This is a genomic window from Borrelia duttonii Ly (assembly GCF_000019685.1).
GTDB classification, from domain to species: Bacteria; Spirochaetota; Spirochaetia; order Borreliales; family Borreliaceae; genus Borrelia; species Borrelia duttonii.
In genome coordinates, this window is sequence record NC_011247.1 from 119481 (window position 1) to 141385 (window position 21905).

A 21905-nucleotide genomic window follows, 5' to 3' on the forward strand; every position below is an offset into this window, starting at 1 on the left:
AATATCAATTTTTGAAATCATAAATTAACACTATATAATCAACCTAAGTATCAAAAGCAGTATTTAAAATATAACCACATCAATAATCTCATTTTTTAAAAGAATCTTTTAATGCACTCTCTAAAATACTTCCTTCAAAAAAAGTTTTCAAATGTTCATAAATCTTATCATAATTATTACCAAATGCAGTTAATGCAAATAAAAATTCTCTTGCAAAAAATCTAATGCAAGCCCAACTCCAATCACTAGAATTTTCTTCAGAATAATCATCTAAAAAGATTTTAATATTATCGCCTTTCATATCTACAACATAAGTATCACAAAGATGTACTGTACCTTTATTTTGATCTACAAAAAAAGGCTCTCTTAAATGCCAACCTGCCATTTTTTTTCTAATCTCTTGTCTTTTTTTATTATAAAATTTTTGCATCAATGTTATCAGCTCTTTCCACTTAACAGAATCATCTCTCATCCAACCCAAAAATTTATCAACTCTACTACTAAATTTAACAATATTATCAGATATATTCCCAAAACTCTCATCAGTATCATTTGCATCATCACCTAAATTCTTATTATTCTGCTTTTCCTTAACAAGTTTAGGCTTAATAATATTAGAATTTTGTATTACATCAGAATTACTCTTCTCACTAGTAACTTCATCAATATCTATTCCATAATCTTTAAAATTAAAAGCACCATTTTCATCTTGCATACCTACAACACCAGAACCAACAACTTCTCCAACAACTTCTCTATTTGTATTAACATCAATATCTGAAATTACTTCTGCAACATCATCACTACCCAAATAATAAATTGCCCCTTTAATTTTAAAGCCAAAATTCACAACAGAAGACATTACCATCCTATCTGCACCAGTAATTGTTGCACTTTTAAAAACAGAACCAATTAAATTACAGATTTTATTATTAGGGGAAAAATCACCCAATACCATAGCACCACAAAACTGATAACTAAATGGTAAAACACTCAAAAATATAAAAAAAATATTTAAAACACCAATTTTATTAATAAATCCCATTTTTACCTCCAAATAAATTTGTAATTTCACATTTTTCTATAATCCAAAGTTAAAAATTAGCTTATAAATAAAAAAAGTGTATAACAATAAAATAAAAATAAAATAAAAAACTTATAAAAACTAAAGTAAATAATATATCAACAGCTATTTTGTGATTTGACCAAAATTAAAAGTTAAACATATTTTAAATATAAATTATAAAATAACATAAATTAAAATAAATCTAAAACGCATCTATACCTATATCTTCAACTTTATCTTCATCTTTATTGAATACACTAAAATCATCAGAAGATAAAAAGTTAGTAACTGAAATGTTATATTTTGCATCATCAGCAGATATCAAAGTAATTGTTAATGTTTTTTGCTTAAGTAACAATTTAAATAAAGCCTCATTAATTGAAATAGAAAAATAATTAATTACATTAACAGGATATTCTCCCACAATTTTACTATCTAAGTCATTACTTTTATTAAACTTAAAATACGGAACATCAGATGATTTAAAATCTACATCTAATTTGTTGTCATACATAAAAACTCTATCACCATCAAGCCAACTAAAAAAAACATCTTTAAAATCCATCAAATATCCATTATCAGCTACAGCAAAATGAAACTCAAAATATGGATAGGGAGCTAGTATTTTTTCTCTCTCTTCGTTTTGCAAAGACTTAAATTCATCAGAATCTTCATTAATATAATAAGCAGCAAACGAAAACTTCTGTACTCTATTTAAATTAAGATTTTCATAATAAGTAATCTTTCTCACCATATCCCTATCAGAACCACTATGATAATAACGTCCGCTCTTTTTTTTCAAAACTTCATTTAACATTTTACTTCTAATAAAAATTCCAAAAAAAAACAAAAATGCTATAAAAAAACATATAACTATAACAACATATACTTTAAATATAATTACCTTAACCTTACTCATTATATTTCCTCACTAAATATTTACCTAAAAATATAAAACAAAATTTCTAATTGACTAAAAACTTATCAAAAAGATCAAAAAATTGCTTAGAACTATCAACACTAAAATTAAAACTAAAGTCAACCTTATTCTTTCCATGACTACCACGTTCAACACACTCAACATTAAATTTAAGACCTTGAGTTCTTGACATGTCCCCAAGTTGTAAATGCTCTCCCAATGCAGGATCAAAATAAATATAAAATCCTGTAAGCTCTATTGAATCATCAAAAGGCAACAAATACTCTTTACCGGTTAATTCTAATGGAGCATCATAAAATCTCCACAAATTTTTGGTAGCAACTTCAATGCCATTAAAAGAAACCCTTAAAAGATCAAGAGCTTTTTTAGTCTTAATGTCAAAATTAAAAAGAATATAATTACCCTTATATTTATCACTTACATAAGGATATACAACATGAACACCACCTAAATCATTCCCTAAAACCATCTCTACCTTAACAGTGCTATCATCAACATTATGATGAATAGTAATTTTCTCTGAAGCGGATAAACGTGAACAACTAAAAACAAATGTTGTTAACATCAAAATAATATTTAATATCATAAATTATCTGCCCTCCATTATAAAATAGCGATTAAACTTTTACAATATTTTTAAATCCCAAAAAATAAATAGATAATATATAAAATAGATAGGATTATTATACGTATTAACTTATTATACTATGACTAATAGTACGTCATAATTAACATTATAACAATCAAGATGATAAAATTTTAAACTTATGCGATAATAAACACTTATGAAAAACAAATCAATTTAATAAAGGAAATACTTTATGCATACAAAAACATTATTACCAATAATTACCACTATGTTCTTCATTCAATGCAATAACGCAACAGATGAACAAATACAATATAAAATAAAAATACCAAAAGAGTCTAATACTATACATGATGAACTTTTAAGCAACATTAACAATCTCACTTCAAACACAAGCAATAAACAAATAAACTCTAAATCAATATTAACACAACTTATTCAAGAACCATATGAAACATTGGAAGGAAATAAATTAATTACAATTTCTCTTCTCTTCTTAAGTACAAAAAAACTCACAGTAACATGGATTAAAAATAAAGCCATAAGTATTAAAGGAGAAGATGGGCAACCTTTAAATGAACTTATCAATAAAATAAAATATTCCTATTCAATATCACCTATTCAAGAAGATGGAAAATTAAGTAGTAATATTATGCCTATTGTTCTATTTGAAACAACACAAAATGGTCAGGATCTAGAAGTTACAAGTTTTACTTTAACAGATGAACCAAATTTAGACTTTAATAAAAGACAATATTCAGCACTAACTTCTCTTTTCTACACGCCACCAAAAACTGAAACATCACAAGAGAGTGGATATGTTAATGCACATCCATTCTGGATAGCAAATAAAAATAACGAAGTAATAAAAGCACTAACAAAAAATCAATCAATCAAAGCTAAAATAAAAGTTTACAATAAAAATAGTAAAGTCACTACAGAATACAATATAATGCTAGAAAGCCATTATCTGTCTCAATTAATAAAAGATACACTTCAAAAATATCCAGAAATAAATACTATTGCTCCGAAATTTAAACTTTTATAAAGTTTTAAAAAATTTTCAAAAAACAAATATTATATAAAATGATTACATAAATAATATTGAACGTATAAATAATAATATTATTTATACGTATTAATTTTTATCTACTATTACATAATTACCAATATCATAATAAATTACAACATTAATAATTACTAAGGTGATAAAATTTTAAACTTATGCGATAATGAAAACTCATGAAAAATCAATTCGTTTGATGGATGACATGAAGTAATTTATAAATAAAAACTAAGGAGAAAAACCTTATGAACACAAAAATTTTATTATCAATACCTACAGTTGTAATTTGCACTCAATGCAATAATACAACAAATGAAAAATTACAATATGAGGAGAATTTATCAAGAGAAATTATTAGTAGACGTAAAGAATACATTGAAAAATTTGAAGACCTTCAAAGTAGAACAACAAATCCCACAGAAGAATTAAATAAAACTCTCAAAGAACCATATGAAACAATTGAGGGAAATAAATCAATTACAATTCCTATCCTTTTCATGCATAAAACAATAAATATAACGTGGATTAAAAACAAAGCATTAACTATTAACGGACTAGACAGCAAACCCATAAGCGAACTTCAAAATAAAATAAGATATTCTTATTCAATATCACCTATTTACGAAAATGGAGCATTAAGTAATAAAATTATGCCTATTGTTCTATTTGAAACAACACAAAATGGGCAAGATTTTGAGGTTACAAGCTTCACTTTAATAGATGCACCAAATTTAGACTTTAATACAAGAAAATATTCAGCAGTATCTTCTCTTTTCTACACGCCACCAAAAACTGAAAAATCACAAGAGAGTGGATATGTTAATGCATATCCATTCTGGATAGCAAATAAAAATAATGAAGTAATAAAAGCACTAACACAAAATAGATTAATTAGAGCTAAAATAAAAGTTAAAAATCCTAAAACTAGATTTGCTGAGGAATACGATATAGAACTAGACACACAGTATCTGATATTACTAATAACAGACGTACTACAAAAGAATCCAGGGTTAAGCAAAGTAGCGCCTAGTTTTAACCTTAAGTGAATTAAAAAGTCAATCATTAAATTAATTATTTAAAAACAAGATTCTACACTACAGCTTAAGCAAACAATAGTGTAGGATCTTGTATCATAATAACGTTATAGCATTAACTTAATCATAAAACAAAGTTACCTTTCGCTTAAATCATTATAATTTAAGAACAAAGCAAAATCTTTTAAACCCTTCAAACATCCTTAATTAATTTATAAGTCTACAACAAACACAACAAACAAAAATCTTAAATAAGATATATGCATCTACCTCAACACAAGTCAAGAAGTTAATTCTCAAAATGTCCAAGATTAACATCATAGTCCCTACTCCCTTAAGTACTTAGGTTTTTTCACATAATGTGAAAAGGAAATAAAAGATTAGATTATACCTGCACATTTCTTAACCCATGCATTATCTTATTTTCTCTAAAGAAGCATATAGCAATATTCAAATAAAACAAGTATTACTGAAAATAAAAACAATAAAAATTAAACAAATATACCTAACCAACTATATCAAATATCAATGGCTTGTACTTTTTAGTCAAAAATGATAACATGAATTATAAAATAACATTACCGTCAAAATCGGTAAAAGGAGAATGTTTAATGAAAAAAATTATTTTAAGCGCCTTCGTGGCATTATTCACTTTTATAAGTTGTGGTGACAAAAAAGTAGACCCATCAAAATACGGCACAGGAACAGGTACTAATTATGTTAAGTTTATACAAGATCCAGACAAAGTAGTAGCTCTTGCTAAAAACTTTAATGATATTAAAGATGCATTGCCTAAAGAAACAACAGGTAAACCTTACAAAGAAGCAAACTTAACTGCAGCATTTACTGCTATTTCTACACATGAAACTAAATTCTTAAAAGCATTAGCTCTAGAAAAAGCAAGGAAAAGTGCAAAAGAAAATGAAAATGCAAACTCAACAGAAATAGACAAAGAATTTGAAACATACTTGACAGAGAATTTAAAGTTTGCGAAAGGTGGTGAGACTGTAGATGGAAGTTACGCAAGTATCATGAAAAAATTTACAGATGAATTAGTAAAATAAAATTCTAAGCAAAGTTTTTGCTTTACAAATAAATTAATAATTTATTTGTAACAAAATATAATCTATAACACTTCAGATAGATTAATAACAGATGTACTACCAGTAGTACATCTGATTTATTTTAAACTCTATTGACACACTTAAATATATTAATAATATTCATAAAACTTAAACAATTATTAACAATTAAAAATATAATAAAAATATAGAAATCTTAAAAAGACTGAACTATAATGTTATAGGTTGTGTTCACAATGGTTATTCCATTAAATTACTTTAAATAATAAAAGCTAAAGTCATTGTACTCTAGCTTTTATTTTAATGTTTTTACATTGCTTCACATAATACTTAATTGTATATAACATATAATACAAATATTAAATATATCTGCTCATACTAAAATGCTTAATTTTATCATGATATTTAAGACTTAAGAGCAAATAACAAGCACTAAGTGCATCAAGAGCATCATCTCTGCATCTAGAGAGGCCATTATAACTATAAATATCATTTATTACATTTTTATCTGTTATTTTTAAAAACTCGATACTACGGGCATTAAATAAGGGTATGAGAGTACATATTCTTACAAATTTATTACTTAAAGGTTTAACGGCTGATATTTTAAAATAATGATTCATATTTCGTCTTAAAGACGTCATAATTTTTGTTAAAAATCCATACCCATCAGTATTATCCCTATCTTCAATATAAAGGGTATTGATATTAAAATCCTCTGCAAACACACTAATTGCATGAAGAATTGATTCATCACTTATTGGCTTTTTATCTTGATAAATATAAGCATAATATTTATCACCCATCTTCTCAAACACACAAATAGCAGTATTATCCATACCAACAGAAAATGCAGGATCAATATACATAATTGGACTTTTAAATGTATATTCACAATTTAAAATTACTTCATTAAAACATGAATCAATACTGGCAGTCCATTCCCCAAGAAGCACACGAGCCTTATATGCGGACAAATTTTTATAAATTGCCTCTTGTGTTTTAATAAAATCTTTTGAATTTAAAGGATTATCATAAATATTAAAATTATATGTCCTATACACATCTCTATTATCAATATAATCAACCTTAAAGTAATGCGCAGGATGATCTGGATTTGTATCAAAAATAATTATACCTGGTTTTTGTCTTAGTCTTTTCATAATCTCAAGCAAAGTTTCTTTATGCATTAAAGTTGCTTCATTAACATAAACCAAAGCAGAATTACTACCCCTAATTTTTGTAAAAGAATCAATATTTTTACCACCATAAATATTAAGTGTAAGACCTGCAATAGTACATGTAACTTGTCTTGAATCTTTTAAAAGATATTCTATATTTAAAAGACTACATATTTTTTCTATCTGTTTTAATGTATTTGCAAGTAAAGTACCAATTGAACTTCCAACAATAAAATTATTAGTATCTTTGTGATAATGATCTCTATTAATAATTAAAAGTTTAATAAGCAAATATGATGCCAAGAATGTCTTACCACTAGATATTCCTCCATTAAAGATTATTTTGGAACAAAAATTATTATCAATATCTCTAAGCACTTCTTTTTGTTTTAAGGTTAAATATTTATTTTCAAACAACTTAAAATCAATTTTATTATCTTTATTTTGTAAAAAAGAACTAATATCAATATTAAATTTTTGCTTAAATTTTTTTTGTAATTTAATAAAAACAGGCAAATTATTTAATTGCACAACTACTCCAACTTTAATCCCTTGGAATTAAAGATTTTCTTTAATTTAAGTAAACATCCATAATCTTCTTTCATTTCATTTAAGATAATCTTTTTAGATAGTCGATTTTTTTTATAAATTTTATATCTTAAATCTAACTTCACTTTTTTACATAAGTCTTTATCATTATTATTGATATCTTTAGTTAATTTTAAAATCTCTTCATCAAGATTAATAAGCCTTTTTAAATCAGAATTAATAATAATTTGCTTATATTTAAAATGAGAATTTATATAAGAATTTGCAACTTTATAAAATGATTTATAAAAACTATCACGTTCCTTCTCAAGCATATAAGCTTGACATGTTGCATCACGAGCAAGAGCATCTAAATCAAAATTCAAGCAAGCATTAGTATCAAAATTATTTAAATCACTTGCAACTTCACCCAAAATATTAATCTTAGCTTTTAAAACAGTAGATTCTCTAACCCCTAAAACCTTTGCTATATCAGATATACTTAAATTTGATTTAAACAAAATACTATATTTTAATTCTTTATTTTTAAATACCATTTAAATAAATTGTAAACAAATTTTTACAAAAAAACAAGAGTAATTTAATTCTACTATATCAAAACACTAACTTTATCAAAAAAAATAAAACCACAAAATAGATATTGGACTAATCCAATATCTTAAGAAAAGGAGAAAAGCATAGTTAAAAATCATTCTAATGCCAAGCTTCATCATTAACAAACAACTCAACTTTAAATACAGTCTAACATAAAAAACAATTTAAATAAACAAAATTTAATATTTTTTGATATATTAATATAATAATGTATTAAATTATAAAGTCAAAAAACATACAAAAACATTAATCACAATCCTCTCACGTCAAGAATTTTTGTCTTGACGTGAGAGAACTCACAAAAATATTCCTAACAACTCTTAAATATTAAAGGGTTTATTGGAAACTCTGGCCTCAAAGTACCCCAATAAACCCTTTAAGGTAACAGGTCCTTATATTAAGAGTGACACATTGCATGTCAATCTGTACTAACTATAATATATAACAATTTAAAACATTTTGCAAACATTTTTTTAAAATTTTTTCATTTTTTTTAAAAAACATCAAAAAAAAGCAAAATAATCTAATTTATTGATAAATAATACAAAAAAATCTAATTTATTACAAAAAATATAAATTCCATCTTAATAATTTTCATAATTTATTAGATTTATTTCTAAAATCTCTGCTCTATCCATATAATAAATATGTAATAAATTTATTTATATAAAATTCAAAGACTTTTAAAAATAAATCTAAATATAATCCCATCAAAATACAATCAATTAATTTTTCACTCTTTTTGAAGATTCAAACTGAGTCACTATTTTTGCTAAAAATTCTTTTTCATCTGAGAAAACTCTCTCTAAAAGAAAACTCGTAAGTTTGGCATTTTTTTTATAAAATGCATAAGCATCAGGACATTTAAGCTGAAATCTTAAAGGTCGCAATGGATTCTGCTTAGATCGTTTTATATTAACGCCCTCTTTATTTCTTAGCAAAAACATAGTCCCATTAATACCATTGTTAATAACATACTTCTCTTCAACAATTCCTTCTTCAATAGCAGTGGCTATTTTTAAATATTTATATGTCTGAGTTCTAGCAAGTCTATAATCTTTTGCAAAATCATCAAAACTGGCATAATTATCAAGTTTATAATATTCATTATCTTTAATTTCTTTTAATACTTTCATCGCTTCAATTTTACAAAAAATTTCTTTTTGAAAGTTAATTTTCAATCTCTCTTTAAGCTTATTATAGTGAATAGATACTTGTTCTTCTGGCGAAATATTTTGAGTTAAATTCCTCTTATTAACCTCTATTCCCATTTCCAACCCTCCTTTGCTTTTACGTACACTAAGTGTACGTAAGTTATAATGTAAGCTTAAACAACAAAATTCTTAATCTTGTCCATCAAAACTGAGAGTGTGTTTTGATACTCTCTTATATAATCTTTATTTAAATCAAAAACATCATTCCTAGCTATTTTTCTATTTAAATCTTCCCTCTCTGATATTGTACCCAAAAAATTGTCATTTTCCTTTAAAATATTTAATAACTCTTTATGCGTATTATTTCTTTTGAATTTAGTATTAATCAAATAAATAGGAGCTTTGATGGATAACTTGTCTATAAAAAAATTAAACAAATCCAAACTTTCAACTGCCCACTTTTCTGCTGTAATTGGCACTATAATGTAACTGCTACATACTAAAGCATTAGTTAGCGTAAAATCTAAACTAGGATTAGTATCAAGTATTATATAATCGTATTCAAATTCTAATAATTTTAATTGTTCTTTTAATCTAAATTCTTTATACGGAATAGATTCAGAATTAAATTTATGCAAAGTTAAATAACTTGGTATCAAATCCAAATTGCTATTAACATTTACAACAGCATTATCAATATGCAAATTAGATATTAAAACCTCATATATATTTCGATTAAATAAATCTACTCCTCTTTCCTTTATTATCTTAAAATAATAACTAGTGGTCGATGCTTGGGTATCTATATCAATAATTAATACCTTAAAAGATTGAGATAGGAGAGTAGCAAATATTAAACTAGTTGTGCTCTTGCCTACTCCACCCTTAATTGATGCCACTGTAATTACTTTTGTCTCTTTTCTATCCATCTCGGAACAATACCCCCTTCCGGTAATTTTTTTCCATAAAACGCATAAAGTTCCCTCTCTAATTCTAGGAGTATACTCAGTAAAGTCTGATAATAGGAACTTCCAATCTTACCCTTTTTTAATAAATTATGTAGCCCACTTAGATAACAAAAAACACCACCTTTCTTAAATCTGAATTCAATATATTCACACTTTCTTAAAGTATAAGTTTCTCTTTTATTGAAGTTTTTTACCAAAAATGCTTTGTCTAATTTTTTAATCCCATAGTAAATACCCAAAAAATTATCATCATCTCGTATGGAAAATAAATGAAACATACTGATATCTTCTATGTTAAAAATTCCCCTAAGGGATATAAAAAATTTAGTAGGTTCGTTCTTGCTTATTCCAAACGCATAAAAATCATTAAATATTTTAGTATGATATATCTTACGATTATTAATCTCTTCTACTTTAGAAAAGATATTTTTACCCTTTTTTTGATTCTTGGGATCTATTTCCTTTTTCTTCTGCTTCAATAACTCTAGTAAAGCCACCATCCTTCCTTTTCCTTGGTATAATAAATTTTACTTTATTGTATCAAGCAGTTCGTAATAATACGTATTATCAACTACTTTACTATATTTCAATTCGTCTTGAGCATTAATAAATTTCTTTAAAGTTGGTACCAATATGCCAATATCAAATTTATGCCTCAACTGTTCTAATAATATACTAAAAATATTGTTTTTTATATCATCTCTTTCTTTTGTTTTTGATTTGCATTTTTCAGTGTTCTTTTTTATTTTTTGAATTAACAAATCTAGATCCCTATATTTGTCTTGTTCTATAATAAAATGGGGCTTGTTTTTGTATCTTTCATATATTTTGTTTATTTCTTGATTTAGGACATCTTCTTTATAATTTTGACTTTCCAGCTCCTTTCGTTTTAAGTCCAATATTTCTTTAAGTTCCTTCTGCTTAATCTCCTGTTTTTGAATTTTGCTTTCAGTATTTTTCAAATATCCCATCCCTTCTAAAAAGCCCTTAACACAGTTGGGAGTACCCTCTATTAACTTTCCTTTGAGTAAATTTATTTCGTCTAAAGATAGGACTTCTATGGCTCTTTCATGCTTTTTGATTTCCTTTATAAGTTCTATCTTTAAATCTTTTTCTATTTTTGAATTTAATAAAACAAGAGGAAGATCAATTTTAAAGTGGCATTTACTTATATACTTTTTTATTATTCTCTCTTCTATCTTTTTATTATTATTTATATTATTAATACACTCCCATTTTGGACTCCCATTTTCTTGAATATAAGTTTCTATCCTCTTTGTGAATTTGTCTATCTTTTCTTTTTTTATGTTTCGGAAATATTGATTTATCTTGGTATGACATGTTTTTTTTGGATATTTTAGCTTATAATAAATTTCGCTGCCGCATTGCTTACCTAGATGTTTGCAATAGTTGAGTGTGATTTTGTATTTTTTCTCAAGTTCATATAGATAATTTTGTAGTGTTTTTATCTTGACTTTCTGTTGTTTGTTTCTAGTTAAGTTTCCATTAAAAAAATATAAAATGTTTGTTTGTGTATATTGCTTTAATTTTAAATTCATAAAATTAAGTGTTGATATAAGTACAATCAAGTTGTATTGGTATCTGTTGGTTTTGCCTTTTATTTTTTTGATTTCCATTGTTTACTCCTAATATAAGTATTTATAAGTCTTAAGTTAATTAATAATACAATTTATCTTAAAAGTAAATACTTGTTTTAGCAAATATGAAAATAAATTAATATTTATTTTTTTATAAGATTAAATATTGTTTATATTTTTTTAATTGTGCTTTATTTCTTTAAAAAATGCTTTACAAACTTGTGTTTTTGCTATATTATAGAATTAAACACTTGTATTAAGAGCAAATAAGTACTAATAATTTTTTATTTAAAATTAATGAGAAATGGACGAGCCTTGTTAAGGCAAGTCATGTAAAAAAATTTCATGGATGAAATTATCAATTTTGTGTTTGAGTGAACTGTTATTTCTAAATCAAAGATTATAGAAATAGCTTCTTGTTTCATCCCATGATAGCTTTTTAGGTTCTATAAGAACGGTCATCCACTAGAGCATGGTCCACAAGCTTTACTTCAGGCAGTTCCTGCCTTAGTTTTTATTTCCTTATAATAATAAGCTTTAAGATTTAGAGCTGCATTTATATCTCTATCGTGCAAAGTGTTACAACTCCTACAACTCCACCTAATATCACTTAATTTTAGAGTTGTATTTTTAATACCGCAATTGTTGCATAGCTTGCTTGATGGAAAATATCTATCAACTTTATGCAAATAAGATTTAGACCACTCTGATTTATATGATAATTGTCTTACAAACTCATGCCATCCCAAATCATTAACACTTTTGCCAAACATTCCTTTTTGCATACTTTTAATTGATAGGCTTTCTATTACTATATTTTTATAATTAACTACAAAATAATAAGATAATTTATGTAAAAAATCTTTTCTTTGATTTGAAATTTTCCTATGCAATTTGGCAACTCTTAATCTAGATTTAGCTCTATTTCTAGAGCCCTTTTGTTTTTTTGATAGTTTTATTTGGCATTTCTTGAGTTTACATTCATTTTTTAGTAAACATTTGGGATGATTGATTTTCTCACCCCCACTACTTACTAAAAAATGCCTCATACTCATATCAATACCAACTATCTCTTTTTTATTGCATTTAGTTTTATCGTTATTTTTAACATCTAAGCACTCAACCGCTACTGAAATGTAATATTTATCATCAGTATCTTTTTCTACTACTACATTTTTAATAAGTTCATTGCTTTTAATTTTCCTATGTAGAGCTAATTTTACAAATCCTATTTTAGGTAGCTTTATATAATCATTTTCTATTCTTATTGAGTTTTTTTGATTATTAGTTCTAAAGGTTTGTCTATTTTTCTTACTTTTATATTTAGGAAATCCTTGTGTTCTATTTCCTTTTTTAATTTCTCTAAAAAAATTACTATACGCAGAATTTAAGTCAAGTTGGGCATTGCAAAGAGCCAAACTATCAACTTCCTTTAAGAATAGAAATTCTTCTTTATATTTGCTTGGATAAGTAATAAGACTTTGTTTATTTTTTTCATAATAATCTTTCTTATCACTTAACATTTTGTTATACAAAAATCTTACGCACCCAAATACTTTTGAAAAATATTTCTTTTGATTAGCGTCAGGATATATTCTGTACTTATAAGCTTTATTAGCACTCATATGTTTTATTATTTTATAATATTTTATACTTAAGTGTATATGTCACACAAGCTAACTTTTAATAATCACTGCGTATATTCTATTAATTATCACCTAGTATTAGTTACTAAATATAGGCATAAATGCATAAATGCCGAGCTTTCATCTTCTCTTTACCAAATAATACTTAATATATGTTCTTTATGGAAAATAACCCTTAATGAATTCAACCATGATAAGGATCATATTCATTTATTACTAGAATTTACCCCCAATATTCAACTTTCTACATTTATCAATAATCTAAAAACAGTATCTTCAAGGCTTATAAGGAAAAAATATTCTACTCATTTAGATAAATATTATTGGAAACCTTATTTTTGGTCTAGAAGTTATTGTCTTATTTCTACTGGAGGAGCCTCTATTGATATCATCAAAAAATATATTCAAAATCAAAATAAATCCATTTATTAACAAAGAATTCTCCACCTATAATTTCTATGAAGTTTAGGTGGAGAATTCTTTGTTATTATTTGTTAAATTTTGAATTAACCTTTATCCTTCAGTATTTAAATTAATTATATTATTTGCAATAAAGCTTAGAAATATAATTAATTTAATTTAAAGTCCCACATTGGGACTTTAAAAAAAGAGTAAGAAGGATATTAGTGTATTTTTAAATTTACTTTTTTAACTTGCTACATTTTTTATATACATCAATAGCTATGGGTTTTGTTGTGTTGATATAATGCTTTAAATGTTTGATATTTTCTTTTATTGTTTGCAATGTATGTTCTTCTTTTAAATTTTTCGGATCAAATAGTGTAAATGGTGGGAAATTATAATTTGGAAATTTTTGTCTAGCTCTAATTAAAAAAGTTTCAAGATATAATACATAACTTGTTAGTTGTGTTTCATATATGCTTAAGTTTTTAAGTGTAGGTTCAATAGGTGGCTCAGGTTCATTTGTAAGCGATGCTATTGATTTGCAACTAAATGTAATAAATTGTAATAAAATGATTAGGCTTACTATTGATTTCTTATTCATTTTTGCCCTCCTTTTTTATTTTTACTGTTTATTTTGTCCAATTCTTCTTGTAGCAATTTTGTTTTAATTTCAATAAGATTATTGCGTTCAAATCGCAAGTCTTCAATCAAAGTTGTATCAGCATTGGTGTTAATTGCATCTATGAGTTTTGCTATTTTGCTTAATATAGTTTCAAGCTCTAGTACAATTTGTTTACTTTCTTTCATTTCCATTTTTTGTAGCGATCTCGTGTAAATATTATTCATATATTTGTAAATATCGATTACTTTTTTGATACCAGTTTGAAAAAGTTCGTCATCTTGTGTATCACTGTATACAAAAAATTCTATTAGGTTTTTTAAGACAATTAGTCCAAGTTCGGTATTAGTTTTATTTAACATAAATATTCCTTAAATCTCCTTATTTAAATAAATTTTTTACTTTTTATTTTTACTTTGTTTATCAATTAAATACTTGAGTAAATGCTTAATAATTTTAACTATTTCAGCTAATACAGGTTTTAAGAATAAAGCCAAAGGGATTAGTATAAATAACGTAATGATTCCAATAATTATGAGTTTTGTCTCGGCAATATTTGATAAAAAGTCAAATACTGTATTCATATTTTCCTCCATTTTAAATTTAAGTTAGATGTATTTTTTTTTAGAAAGAGTAAACCATCAATTTTGTTATGTTTATATGTTAACATATTTTTAACAAAAATTAAATATATGCAAAAATTATAATTTAAGAAGATGAGGAACATCTTGATTTTCATCGTTGTTATATATATAGCTCTTTAGTTTGTACCATCCGTCAAGAAGAGTGATAGTTGTGTTATGTTGTTTCCCGGTGTAGGAATATATAATATTGTATTGTGATGCATTACTATTCTCTGAAAATCTCAAGTAAATTATTTTAGTCATGGTATTATTTGGATATTTATCCCTTGTAAGGGCAAGCATTATTTGAAGATATATATTTTGTTCTTTATAATTTCTCGGAAACCTTAACTCTACTTTTTCGCCTGTTATCTCTATTTTTAATAATTTGTCATAAAATTCTTTTAAAGTATAATAAGCATCGTGTGTAGGTTGTATGTTCCAATATTGAAAATCATTAGGAATTCCTTTTAAATAACGATATTCTATTCCTAATCTATATAGTTGTTTGTTTGTAGGATGAAAAGCAAGAAATTCTAATTCCATGTTAGGATATTTGTATTCTGGCATTTCTGGTATTATAGATTTTAATTTTGACTCTAGTTCGTGATTTTTGAGATAAGAAGTATTGATATTGTTAGTAATGCTTGTAATTTGTTTTATTTGTTCAAGAATTTTGTCTGTCTGGTTTTTTAGGTTGTTTAAATTAGTGATTTCTGCAAAAATTTGTTTTAATTTGTCTATAAATGTTTGAAATCCAATTAATTCAAAATCCTGTCTTTGTGGATTGTAGATTGATATTTTGCTTGAATTTATGTTATCTCCAGCTTGATTTATATTTTGAATCAATATTTCCTTGATTTTTTTTAAAACATCATCAAGTGTAATTTTGTTTGTTTCGTTCTTAAGGCCTATTAGTTTAGATATTGTTTTTATATACATTTCGTCTACATGAGATTCGTATTCAAGTAATTCTTTAGATATTATTTCTCTAATTACTTGTTTAAAATATTCAATACCTCTATAAAAGGTATCTTCTTGAATTTGTGTAAGTAAATTTTTATATGTAATTGCATAAGTCTCTTCAACAATATCGTCAATGGGAATTAAATCATTTTCATTGACTGTGATTTTTCTGTTAAAATCTTTTATTTGTATGCTTTCTTCTGTATTGTCTTGTTCATTTTCCATATACCCTCCTTGTTATTTTGTTTTTTATGATATGAATTTATTTTATTTCTTTGTTATTAATATCAAAAATTTTAATGGTTCTCCCTGCAGGAATTAGAGATTTTATAAATCCATAAGTTGAATTTTGAAAATCCTTTGGAATGTAGTTGGATACAAGTTTTTTAAGTTTGCCTTTATGTTTAATCATAATAGTTTTTAATTTTCCTTTAATTTTACCGGCTATTTTAAATTTAATTGGTGATCTTATATGTTCAAGTAATTTTATGATAATCTCGCCAGGTATATTTGGATTAACATTAATTTCGATTCTTGCATGTAAAAATGCTTTAAATATTAAATGAAAACTTTCATCTGTGCCTATTGATTTTATTGCAAATGTTAATGCTTTGATATAATTGATTAGATCTTTTTTAAGTCCTTTTTTTAAATGAGATGCATTAAATAGTGATAGCATTAGTAATGCAATGTATCTTGAATTGATACTTTCATCTACATTAATAGAAGCAAAATTCTCAAGTAATTGATTAAGCTCTTTTAATAATTGTTTTTTAAAATCAAGTTCGCTTTGTATAATTTTTGCAATCTGTGTATTTTGTAAAAAGTGTGGAATTGTTTTCATTTCTTATTCTCTTTCTATTATGAGCCTTGAATTTTCATCAAAAGAAATAAGTTCGTTTGCTTTAATTTCAATGTCATTGTTGAATTGAAATTCACTTTCTTTGATTTCTGTTATTTTGGTATTTAAATTTTCTTTTGTATGAATACCAATTTTCATTTTTCTAATTCCTTGTAGTAAACTTACAGGACCTAACAAGTCTTGATAGCAAAAAGAGATACCCATATCTTTGTATTTGTTTTGAAATATTTTTTTATAAATTTCTCTTATGTTTTCATCTATTTCTTTGTGGATAGATTCTGTTTCGGTTTTATATAATACTTTTAAATATGCATATTTAATTATTCCCAAGCTAAACTTATATGTTTTTTGTTGTCCGTTTTTATTGAAAAATTCAAGTTTTATTTTTCCTCTAAATGCTGTTCCACATGGAGCAGTATTATATATTGCTTTCCAAATTTGTATTTTTATATCTTGTGTAATGGCTGATAGTGTTCTATATTCTTTCGTAAATATTATGTAAATTTGTATTGTTCCTGCAGAACTTATAATATTTGCGTATTCTATTTGTGGAATTGCTAGTAATGTTTGTTTGACTGCCTCGTAAGTTGAGCTTTTGTGTATACTTAGGGAATGTTGTAGTTTTTTGAAATATTTTCCTCCTTCTTTGAGTGTTTCAAATAATTCATTTAATGCTTGAATTATTTCCATGTCAATGGCAGAACTTGGGTAATTGATTATGTCAAAAATGGAATTGTCTTTGATAAGAATATTATATTCTCTCTTTAGTATTTCTTTTTTTATATTTTGTATTTCTTCTATTGATTTTGTAATGATTCCAGTTTCTTTGTCAAATACTATTCTCATAAGTTATATTCCATATTTACAGTATCTCCAGCTAAAAAAAATTGTAATATTATTTTTTTATTCTTTTTTTTTATCTTGATATTTAATATGTCTATGTCTAGGGTTTTTAGTGCATTTGCAAAAAAGATTTTAATTTCTTCTTCTTTTTGGTTCTTTAAAAGTTTTATGAAGAAATTAAAATCAAGACCATAATTTTTGTCATAAAGACTGCCAATAGGTGTTTTTAGATATAAAAGCAGTCTTTGTTTTCGCTCATCAAGGCCATCTACTATTTTTAAATCGTTATTAAAAATTATTTTAAATTCATTATCTATTTTAATATCCATTTTTAATTACCTTAGGTTACTGCCTAGGTAATAATTATAACATTTTTAGCAAAAATAATATATTTTTTTATTAAAAAAATCAATTTATTTAAACATTTTATTTAAACAAATTTAAATATTAATTTAGATTTGGTATAAAAAAGAGACTCTTTACTTTAAAGAGTCTCCAAGGTGAGAAGAATATAAAAATGAGATTCGTTGATATTTTAAATAAAATTTAATTTTCTTGCTTTAATTTCTTCATTTAGAGCACACAATCTTTAAATAAGAAATAATTCTTTTTCTTGTGATGTAAATTGATATCTGTAGTTGTTGACATTTTTTAGTTGAAATTTTCTGTAGTACTTTTCTTTTGTAAGTGCATCACAGAAAAATTTTAAGAGAATAAACGAAGATAATATTATTTCATACACTTTATAACACTTTAACCTTATATAATTGTTTTTATTATATGTCTTGTATTATACATTTTTAATTAATGATCTTCAATAAGAAAAATATAAAAATTGATGGTTTTTTTATATTTTTTATTATTTGGTTTAACTTATAAAGTATAAATTATTTTGATTGAAAACTTATTAATTTTTATATAAAACCAAATTAATGATTTTAATCTAATTGTTAATAATTGATAGTGAGATTTGCTTGTCATAAATTTTAAAAATCATTGGAGCATATCATTGGCACTTTAATTTTCATAATTGCAATTTTGAGTATTTATAGTTAAATAGAATTATAATTTCTTTTAGCAATATGTATAAAAATACATATTGCTAATATAATCACTAGCAAATAGCTAGTGATATTGTTAATATATAAGTTCTAAAAAGAAGTTGCAAAAACTTTAAAAAGGTTGCTAATGATTATAATTTTTAATTTTATTATTGCTTTCACATATTGATTATAAAGCTTACCATTCCTCTTCTCTATTATACTCATCTTGGTAATATTCATTGTTGCTGGAATCTTCTTCATCTAAAGATGAACATGAAAGCATAGTGAGTAACAACATAAATAAACATTTTTTCATCTTTTATCCTCTATTTTGAATTTATACCAAATATCAAGATATATTTAGTACAATTTAAATGCTATCAAAATGTATTATGAAAGTCTAGAGTTTAAAGTTTTTTGTTTAAATATTTATGCCCAACATTTATATGCTGAGATAAGAAGCAGTATTAAAAAGCATTTTTGTTTTATTATTTATTTTTTTGTGATGTTTAGATTTTGTTTTGTTGACATTGTGGTTTTAAAATAGAAATTATAAATTAACATTGTAAATAATAAAATTAGTGATATGTTTGTAGTATTCTTGTTGGGAAAAATGCGAGGTGAAGAATGCAGAGAAATAATATATTATTAGCTGTTATTTTAATGCTATTTATAGGTTGTGATTTAGATTCTGGTATTGGTTTGTTAAGAGGTGTTCTTGATAAATTGGATGGAAAGTCTATAAGTAGTGATGGAATGATTGATTTTAAGAATGATGATATTAATGGAATTAATGGAAAAGATAAAGGAAATTTAGTAAAAAGAGAAGAGCTTGTACCTAATGTTGAAGGGCTTGTACCTAATGTTGCTGAGAAACAATATTTGGAGCCAGGTGATATTGATATTAATGATATTGATATTAATGATATTGATAATATTGATGTTGATAAAATTAATGATTATACCTACCCTTGGGATAGTAGTCCTAAATCTTTTCGTATTTTGCTTAAAAAATTAGAAAAGGCACAGCAAAGATTGCAGTATGTATATGATATTTGGGATAAAGCTTGTTCTGAAAGAAATATTGCTTATGAACTTTGTAGTAAGGCTCTTGCTGCATTGAATGAATTTGTTAAGGCTAAAGGTGGAAATAGCATTGATTATTCCGATAATAAATATTTTGAACTTACAAAGGAAGTTGATAGGAAATGGGATGATTATCAAAAAGCTGCTGAAGAGGAAAAAAGAACTCGTGAGGATGTAAGGAAAGCCGATGATTATTGTTTGAAATTGGAAGCAACTATAGAGGTTTTAATGTCGCCTTTTATGCCTGAAAAACAGAAATCTCAAGATTCTTCTCCAGAACTTCAAAGTGAGCAAAGTGAAGAGTTGAGCAAAGAACAGCTTGAAAGTTAACATTTGTTTAGATATGCTGGTTGATTTTTGGGAATGGTAATCTGTATAGATTATCTATTAGATTATTTATTACTATTCATTGTAAATTTTATAAGTGAATTACCAGAAAATGTTTATTTCCTGGTAATTTGTTATTTGTTAAAAGTAATTTCTCTAAAGATAAGGTCAAAGTTTAAAATTTAGTTTATATGTGTATCAATTTAATATAAATGTTTTATTTATTTAAATTTAATAATATTAATTTAAAAAGATAATTGTAATCTTTTAAAGATAGGTATACAATGATAAAAATCAATTTTAAGGGAGTTAAACTTGTGAAATGCAAGTAATTCTATGATTATAAAATCAATATTAATTAGTGTTGATATATTGAGTACTTTAGAGTAAATGATTTGTGGGTTAAATTGTTTTTATATAGAATGTTAATTATACTCTATATTGTGTGGTAATATTGGCATGTGGTAGTGGATTAATTTTAATCTAGAAGGAGATATATTTATGGAAAAGGATTTTTATAATTCAGTTTTGTTTTTATTGTTACTTACAGATATGAGTTGTGGGTTAAGTACTTCTACAAGTAGTTCTAAATTCCCCGATGAAAAATTGCCTTTAAAAAAGTTTACTAGTGAGAATGTAGATGTTGCGAAACCAGGTTTTGAGAGTCAAGATTTAGAATCAAAATTTGATTTAAAAGAAAGAAGAGTGGAAGCAGGGGGAAGTCAAGGAGGGATACGAGAAGAGAAACCAGAAGAGATTGAGTCAATTAAAAATTTTTATTCAGCTCTTATGTATAATGATAAGGTAGTATTTCATTCTGTGCAAAAAATGGCCAGTGGTTTTGAGGGTTATAGTGATAGTGAGGAATATAAAGATGATCAACCTAGATTTTATCGTGTATGGGGTAATTTGGGTATTAATAAACTTTCACATATTATGTCAGAATATTCTCGTCTTAATAAGAAAAGAAGTGACATTCAATGGATGATGATGAATTTTGATATTAGAAAGATAAAAGAACATTTTAATAATAAGTTAAATGATTGCGATCGTAATTATGCATTAGAATTTAGAGGTGCTTTTCAAAAAGATGATTTTAATACAATCTATGATGGTATTGTTTCTGTGATGAAGGCTTATGAGGAGAATTTAGATGTTTTTGAGAGTGATTATGAACGTCTTAGAATTTTTAGACGTATACATTCTGGTTTTTCTGTAAAATTACGTTCATCTTTTGATTATATAAGCAATGAGTTAACTGACTTTAATGTTGAAGATGAGTCACAATCTAAGATGTATTTTTATTATGACTTTTGTGTTTTGTTTGGAGATGAGACTGGTAATAATCGCTATTTGCAATTTGTTGAAAAATGTGAGCCGATTTTTGAATTAATGTCGTCACTTCGAGAAGAAATTAAGTTTGAGATTGAAGATGATGCTGTAGCAAGTCAATTTACTGAAGTTTTTAATGGGCTTGAAGATAGGTTTAAATTATATTTAAAAGAAGTGTTTCCTAGGATTGTTTCTGATGATATGTCTTTTGAAGGTTTGGATAGTTATGAAACCGATTTTGAAAATTTGAAAGCAAGGGTAATGGACTATTGAGTTGTAACATTAATATTTAGATATTAATGGATTTTGGATATTAAATTATCATGCAATAA

General features: G+C 25.4%; 23 protein-coding genes. 6 read left to right on the plus strand and 17 right to left on the minus strand.

Annotated features, from left to right (window positions below; genetic code table 11):
* Positions 1–88 precede the first annotated feature (88 nt).
* From BDU_RS04955 to BDU_RS08595, 3 genes are all read right to left on the minus strand, one after another.
* On the minus strand, positions 89–1045 hold the full coding sequence (locus BDU_RS04955; protein WP_318250812.1) for a hypothetical protein: 957 nt from the start codon (positions 1043–1045) through the stop codon (positions 89–91).
* Positions 1046–1268: 223 nt separating this feature from the next.
* Positions 1269–1985, minus strand: coding sequence for a hypothetical protein (locus tag BDU_RS04960; RefSeq protein WP_012539438.1), 717 nt, complete (start codon positions 1983–1985; stop codon positions 1269–1271).
* Between the two features lie 46 nt (positions 1986–2031).
* Positions 2032–2592 (minus strand): hypothetical protein, encoded by a 561-nt coding sequence (locus tag BDU_RS08595; protein WP_012539439.1) that lies wholly within the window; start codon positions 2590–2592, stop codon positions 2032–2034.
* 235 nt (positions 2593–2827) lie between these two features.
* On the opposite strand from BDU_RS08595, the gene BDU_RS04970 reads away from it, so the two are divergent.
* The 3 genes from BDU_RS04970 (at position 2828) to BDU_RS04980 (ending at position 5759) form a co-directional block, all read left to right on the plus strand.
* The gene (locus tag BDU_RS04970) at positions 2828–3643 is read left to right on the plus strand and encodes a S2/P23 family protein (protein ID WP_012539440.1); all 816 of its coding nucleotides are present in this window, start codon (positions 2828–2830) and stop codon (positions 3641–3643) included.
* A gap of 263 nt (positions 3644–3906) precedes the next feature.
* Positions 3907–4707: a S2/P23 family protein gene (locus BDU_RS04975; RefSeq protein ID WP_012539441.1), complete on the plus strand. Its 801-nt coding sequence runs from the start codon at positions 3907–3909 to the stop codon at positions 4705–4707.
* A gap of 521 nt (positions 4708–5228) precedes the next feature.
* On the plus strand, positions 5229–5759 hold the full coding sequence (locus BDU_RS04980; RefSeq protein ID WP_012539442.1) for a hypothetical protein: 531 nt from the start codon (positions 5229–5231) through the stop codon (positions 5757–5759).
* A gap of 377 nt (positions 5760–6136) precedes the next feature.
* On the opposite strand, the gene BDU_RS04985 is transcribed toward BDU_RS04980, so the two are convergent.
* From BDU_RS04985 to BDU_RS05015, 7 genes are all read right to left on the minus strand, one after another.
* A complete protein-coding gene (locus tag BDU_RS04985; protein ID WP_012539443.1) occupies positions 6137–7489 on the minus strand; it encodes a PBSX family phage terminase large subunit in 1353 nt (450 codons plus the stop codon).
* A 2-nt stretch (positions 7490–7491) separates the two neighbouring features.
* Positions 7492–8007: a hypothetical protein gene (locus BDU_RS04990; protein WP_318250813.1), complete on the minus strand. Its 516-nt coding sequence runs from the start codon at positions 8005–8007 to the stop codon at positions 7492–7494.
* An 819-nt stretch (positions 8008–8826) separates the two neighbouring features.
* A complete protein-coding gene (locus BDU_RS04995; RefSeq protein ID WP_025401297.1) occupies positions 8827–9372 on the minus strand; it encodes a chromosome replication/partitioning protein in 546 nt (181 codons plus the stop codon).
* A gap of 56 nt (positions 9373–9428) precedes the next feature.
* A complete protein-coding gene (locus BDU_RS05000) occupies positions 9429–10184 on the minus strand; it encodes a ParA family protein (RefSeq protein ID WP_012539325.1) in 756 nt (251 codons plus the stop codon).
* Positions 10160–10723, minus strand: coding sequence for a DUF226 domain-containing protein (locus BDU_RS05005; protein ID WP_012539446.1), 564 nt, complete (start codon positions 10721–10723; stop codon positions 10160–10162). Before BDU_RS05005 ends, BDU_RS05000 begins: the two co-directional genes overlap by 25 nt.
* Before the next feature lie 27 nt (positions 10724–10750).
* Positions 10751–11860, minus strand: a complete 1110-nt coding sequence (locus BDU_RS05010; RefSeq protein WP_012539447.1) for a plasmid maintenance protein — start codon at positions 11858–11860, stop codon at positions 10751–10753.
* Positions 11861–12312: 452 nt separating this feature from the next.
* The gene (locus BDU_RS05015; RefSeq protein ID WP_012539448.1) at positions 12313–13446 is read right to left on the minus strand and encodes an RNA-guided endonuclease TnpB family protein; all 1134 of its coding nucleotides are present in this window, start codon (positions 13444–13446) and stop codon (positions 12313–12315) included.
* A gap of 39 nt (positions 13447–13485) precedes the next feature.
* Between BDU_RS05015 and tnpA the strand changes: the two genes are divergently transcribed.
* The gene (gene tnpA, locus BDU_RS07730) at positions 13486–13899 is read left to right on the plus strand and encodes an IS200/IS605 family transposase (RefSeq protein WP_081434523.1); all 414 of its coding nucleotides are present in this window, start codon (positions 13486–13488) and stop codon (positions 13897–13899) included.
* A gap of 208 nt (positions 13900–14107) precedes the next feature.
* Here tnpA and BDU_RS05020 read toward each other — a convergent pair whose 3' ends face one another.
* From BDU_RS05020 to BDU_RS05050, 7 genes are all read right to left on the minus strand, one after another.
* Positions 14108–14473 (minus strand): BBA14 family lipoprotein, encoded by a 366-nt coding sequence (locus tag BDU_RS05020; protein ID WP_012539450.1) that lies wholly within the window; start codon positions 14471–14473, stop codon positions 14108–14110.
* Complete coding sequence (locus BDU_RS05025) at positions 14470–14853, minus strand: BlyB family putative holin accessory protein (RefSeq protein WP_012539451.1); 384 nt, start codon at positions 14851–14853, stop codon at positions 14470–14472. The genes BDU_RS05020 and BDU_RS05025 overlap by 4 nt, the downstream gene beginning before the upstream one ends.
* A 36-nt stretch (positions 14854–14889) precedes the next feature.
* A complete protein-coding gene (locus tag BDU_RS05030; protein WP_041177821.1) occupies positions 14890–15075 on the minus strand; it encodes a BlyA family holin in 186 nt (61 codons plus the stop codon).
* A gap of 117 nt (positions 15076–15192) precedes the next feature.
* Positions 15193–16305 (minus strand): DUF685 domain-containing protein, encoded by a 1113-nt coding sequence (locus tag BDU_RS05035; protein WP_012539452.1) that lies wholly within the window; start codon positions 16303–16305, stop codon positions 15193–15195.
* Positions 16306–16342: 37 nt separating this feature from the next.
* The gene (locus BDU_RS05040) at positions 16343–16924 is read right to left on the minus strand and encodes a DUF735 family protein (RefSeq protein WP_012539453.1); all 582 of its coding nucleotides are present in this window, start codon (positions 16922–16924) and stop codon (positions 16343–16345) included.
* A 3-nt stretch (positions 16925–16927) separates the two neighbouring features.
* Entirely contained in the window at positions 16928–17788 is an 861-nt protein-coding gene (locus BDU_RS05045) for a DUF276 domain-containing protein (protein ID WP_012539454.1), read from the minus strand.
* Positions 17785–18114, minus strand: a complete 330-nt coding sequence (locus BDU_RS05050) for a contractile injection system sheath initiator (protein WP_012539455.1) — start codon at positions 18112–18114, stop codon at positions 17785–17787. The genes BDU_RS05045 and BDU_RS05050 overlap by 4 nt, the downstream gene beginning before the upstream one ends.
* A gap of 1341 nt (positions 18115–19455) precedes the next feature.
* Here BDU_RS05050 and BDU_RS05055 point away from each other — a divergent pair.
* Positions 19456–20244, plus strand: coding sequence for a hypothetical protein (locus tag BDU_RS05055; RefSeq protein ID WP_012539456.1), 789 nt, complete (start codon positions 19456–19458; stop codon positions 20242–20244).
* Between the two features lie 498 nt (positions 20245–20742).
* Positions 20743–21846, plus strand: a complete 1104-nt coding sequence (locus tag BDU_RS05060) for a BTA121 domain-containing protein surface lipoprotein (protein WP_012539457.1) — start codon at positions 20743–20745, stop codon at positions 21844–21846.
* Positions 21847–21905: the final 59 nt, after the last annotated feature.

Bases quoted from the DNA above. Each gene is read 5' to 3' on its own strand.
- BDU_RS04955 (WP_318250812.1), bottom strand. From the start codon at position 1,045: ATGGGATTTATTAATAAAATTGGTGTTTTAAATATTTTTTTTATATTT.
- BDU_RS04960 (WP_012539438.1), bottom strand. From the start codon at position 1,985: ATGAGTAAGGTTAAGGTAATTATATTTAAAGTATATGTTGTTATAGTT.
- BDU_RS08595 (WP_012539439.1), bottom strand. From the start codon at position 2,592: ATGATATTAAATATTATTTTGATGTTAACAACATTTGTTTTTAGTTGT.
- BDU_RS04970 (WP_012539440.1), top strand. From the start codon at position 2,828: ATGCATACAAAAACATTATTACCAATAATTACCACTATGTTCTTCATT.
- BDU_RS04975 (WP_012539441.1), top strand. From the start codon at position 3,907: ATGAACACAAAAATTTTATTATCAATACCTACAGTTGTAATTTGCACT.
- BDU_RS04995 (WP_025401297.1), bottom strand. From the start codon at position 9,372: ATGGGAATAGAGGTTAATAAGAGGAATTTAACTCAAAATATTTCGCCA.
- BDU_RS05000 (WP_012539325.1), bottom strand. From the start codon at position 10,184: ATGGATAGAAAAGAGACAAAAGTAATTACAGTGGCATCAATTAAGGGT.
- BDU_RS05005 (WP_012539446.1), bottom strand. From the start codon at position 10,723: ATGGTGGCTTTACTAGAGTTATTGAAGCAGAAGAAAAAGGAAATAGAT.
- BDU_RS05010 (WP_012539447.1), bottom strand. From the start codon at position 11,860: ATGGAAATCAAAAAAATAAAAGGCAAAACCAACAGATACCAATACAAC.
- BDU_RS05015 (WP_012539448.1), bottom strand. From the start codon at position 13,446: ATGAGTGCTAATAAAGCTTATAAGTACAGAATATATCCTGACGCTAAT.
- tnpA (WP_081434523.1), top strand. From the start codon at position 13,486: ATGTCACACAAGCTAACTTTTAATAATCACTGCGTATATTCTATTAAT.
- BDU_RS05020 (WP_012539450.1), bottom strand. From the start codon at position 14,473: ATGAATAAGAAATCAATAGTAAGCCTAATCATTTTATTACAATTTATT.
- BDU_RS05025 (WP_012539451.1), bottom strand. From the start codon at position 14,853: ATGTTAAATAAAACTAATACCGAACTTGGACTAATTGTCTTAAAAAAC.
- BDU_RS05030 (WP_041177821.1), bottom strand. From the start codon at position 15,075: ATGAATACAGTATTTGACTTTTTATCAAATATTGCCGAGACAAAACTC.
- BDU_RS05035 (WP_012539452.1), bottom strand. From the start codon at position 16,305: ATGGAAAATGAACAAGACAATACAGAAGAAAGCATACAAATAAAAGAT.
- BDU_RS05040 (WP_012539453.1), bottom strand. From the start codon at position 16,924: ATGAAAACAATTCCACACTTTTTACAAAATACACAGATTGCAAAAATT.
- BDU_RS05045 (WP_012539454.1), bottom strand. From the start codon at position 17,788: ATGAGAATAGTATTTGACAAAGAAACTGGAATCATTACAAAATCAATA.
- BDU_RS05050 (WP_012539455.1), bottom strand. From the start codon at position 18,114: ATGGATATTAAAATAGATAATGAATTTAAAATAATTTTTAATAACGAT.
- BDU_RS05055 (WP_012539456.1), top strand. From the start codon at position 19,456: ATGCAGAGAAATAATATATTATTAGCTGTTATTTTAATGCTATTTATA.
- BDU_RS05060 (WP_012539457.1), top strand. From the start codon at position 20,743: ATGGAAAAGGATTTTTATAATTCAGTTTTGTTTTTATTGTTACTTACA.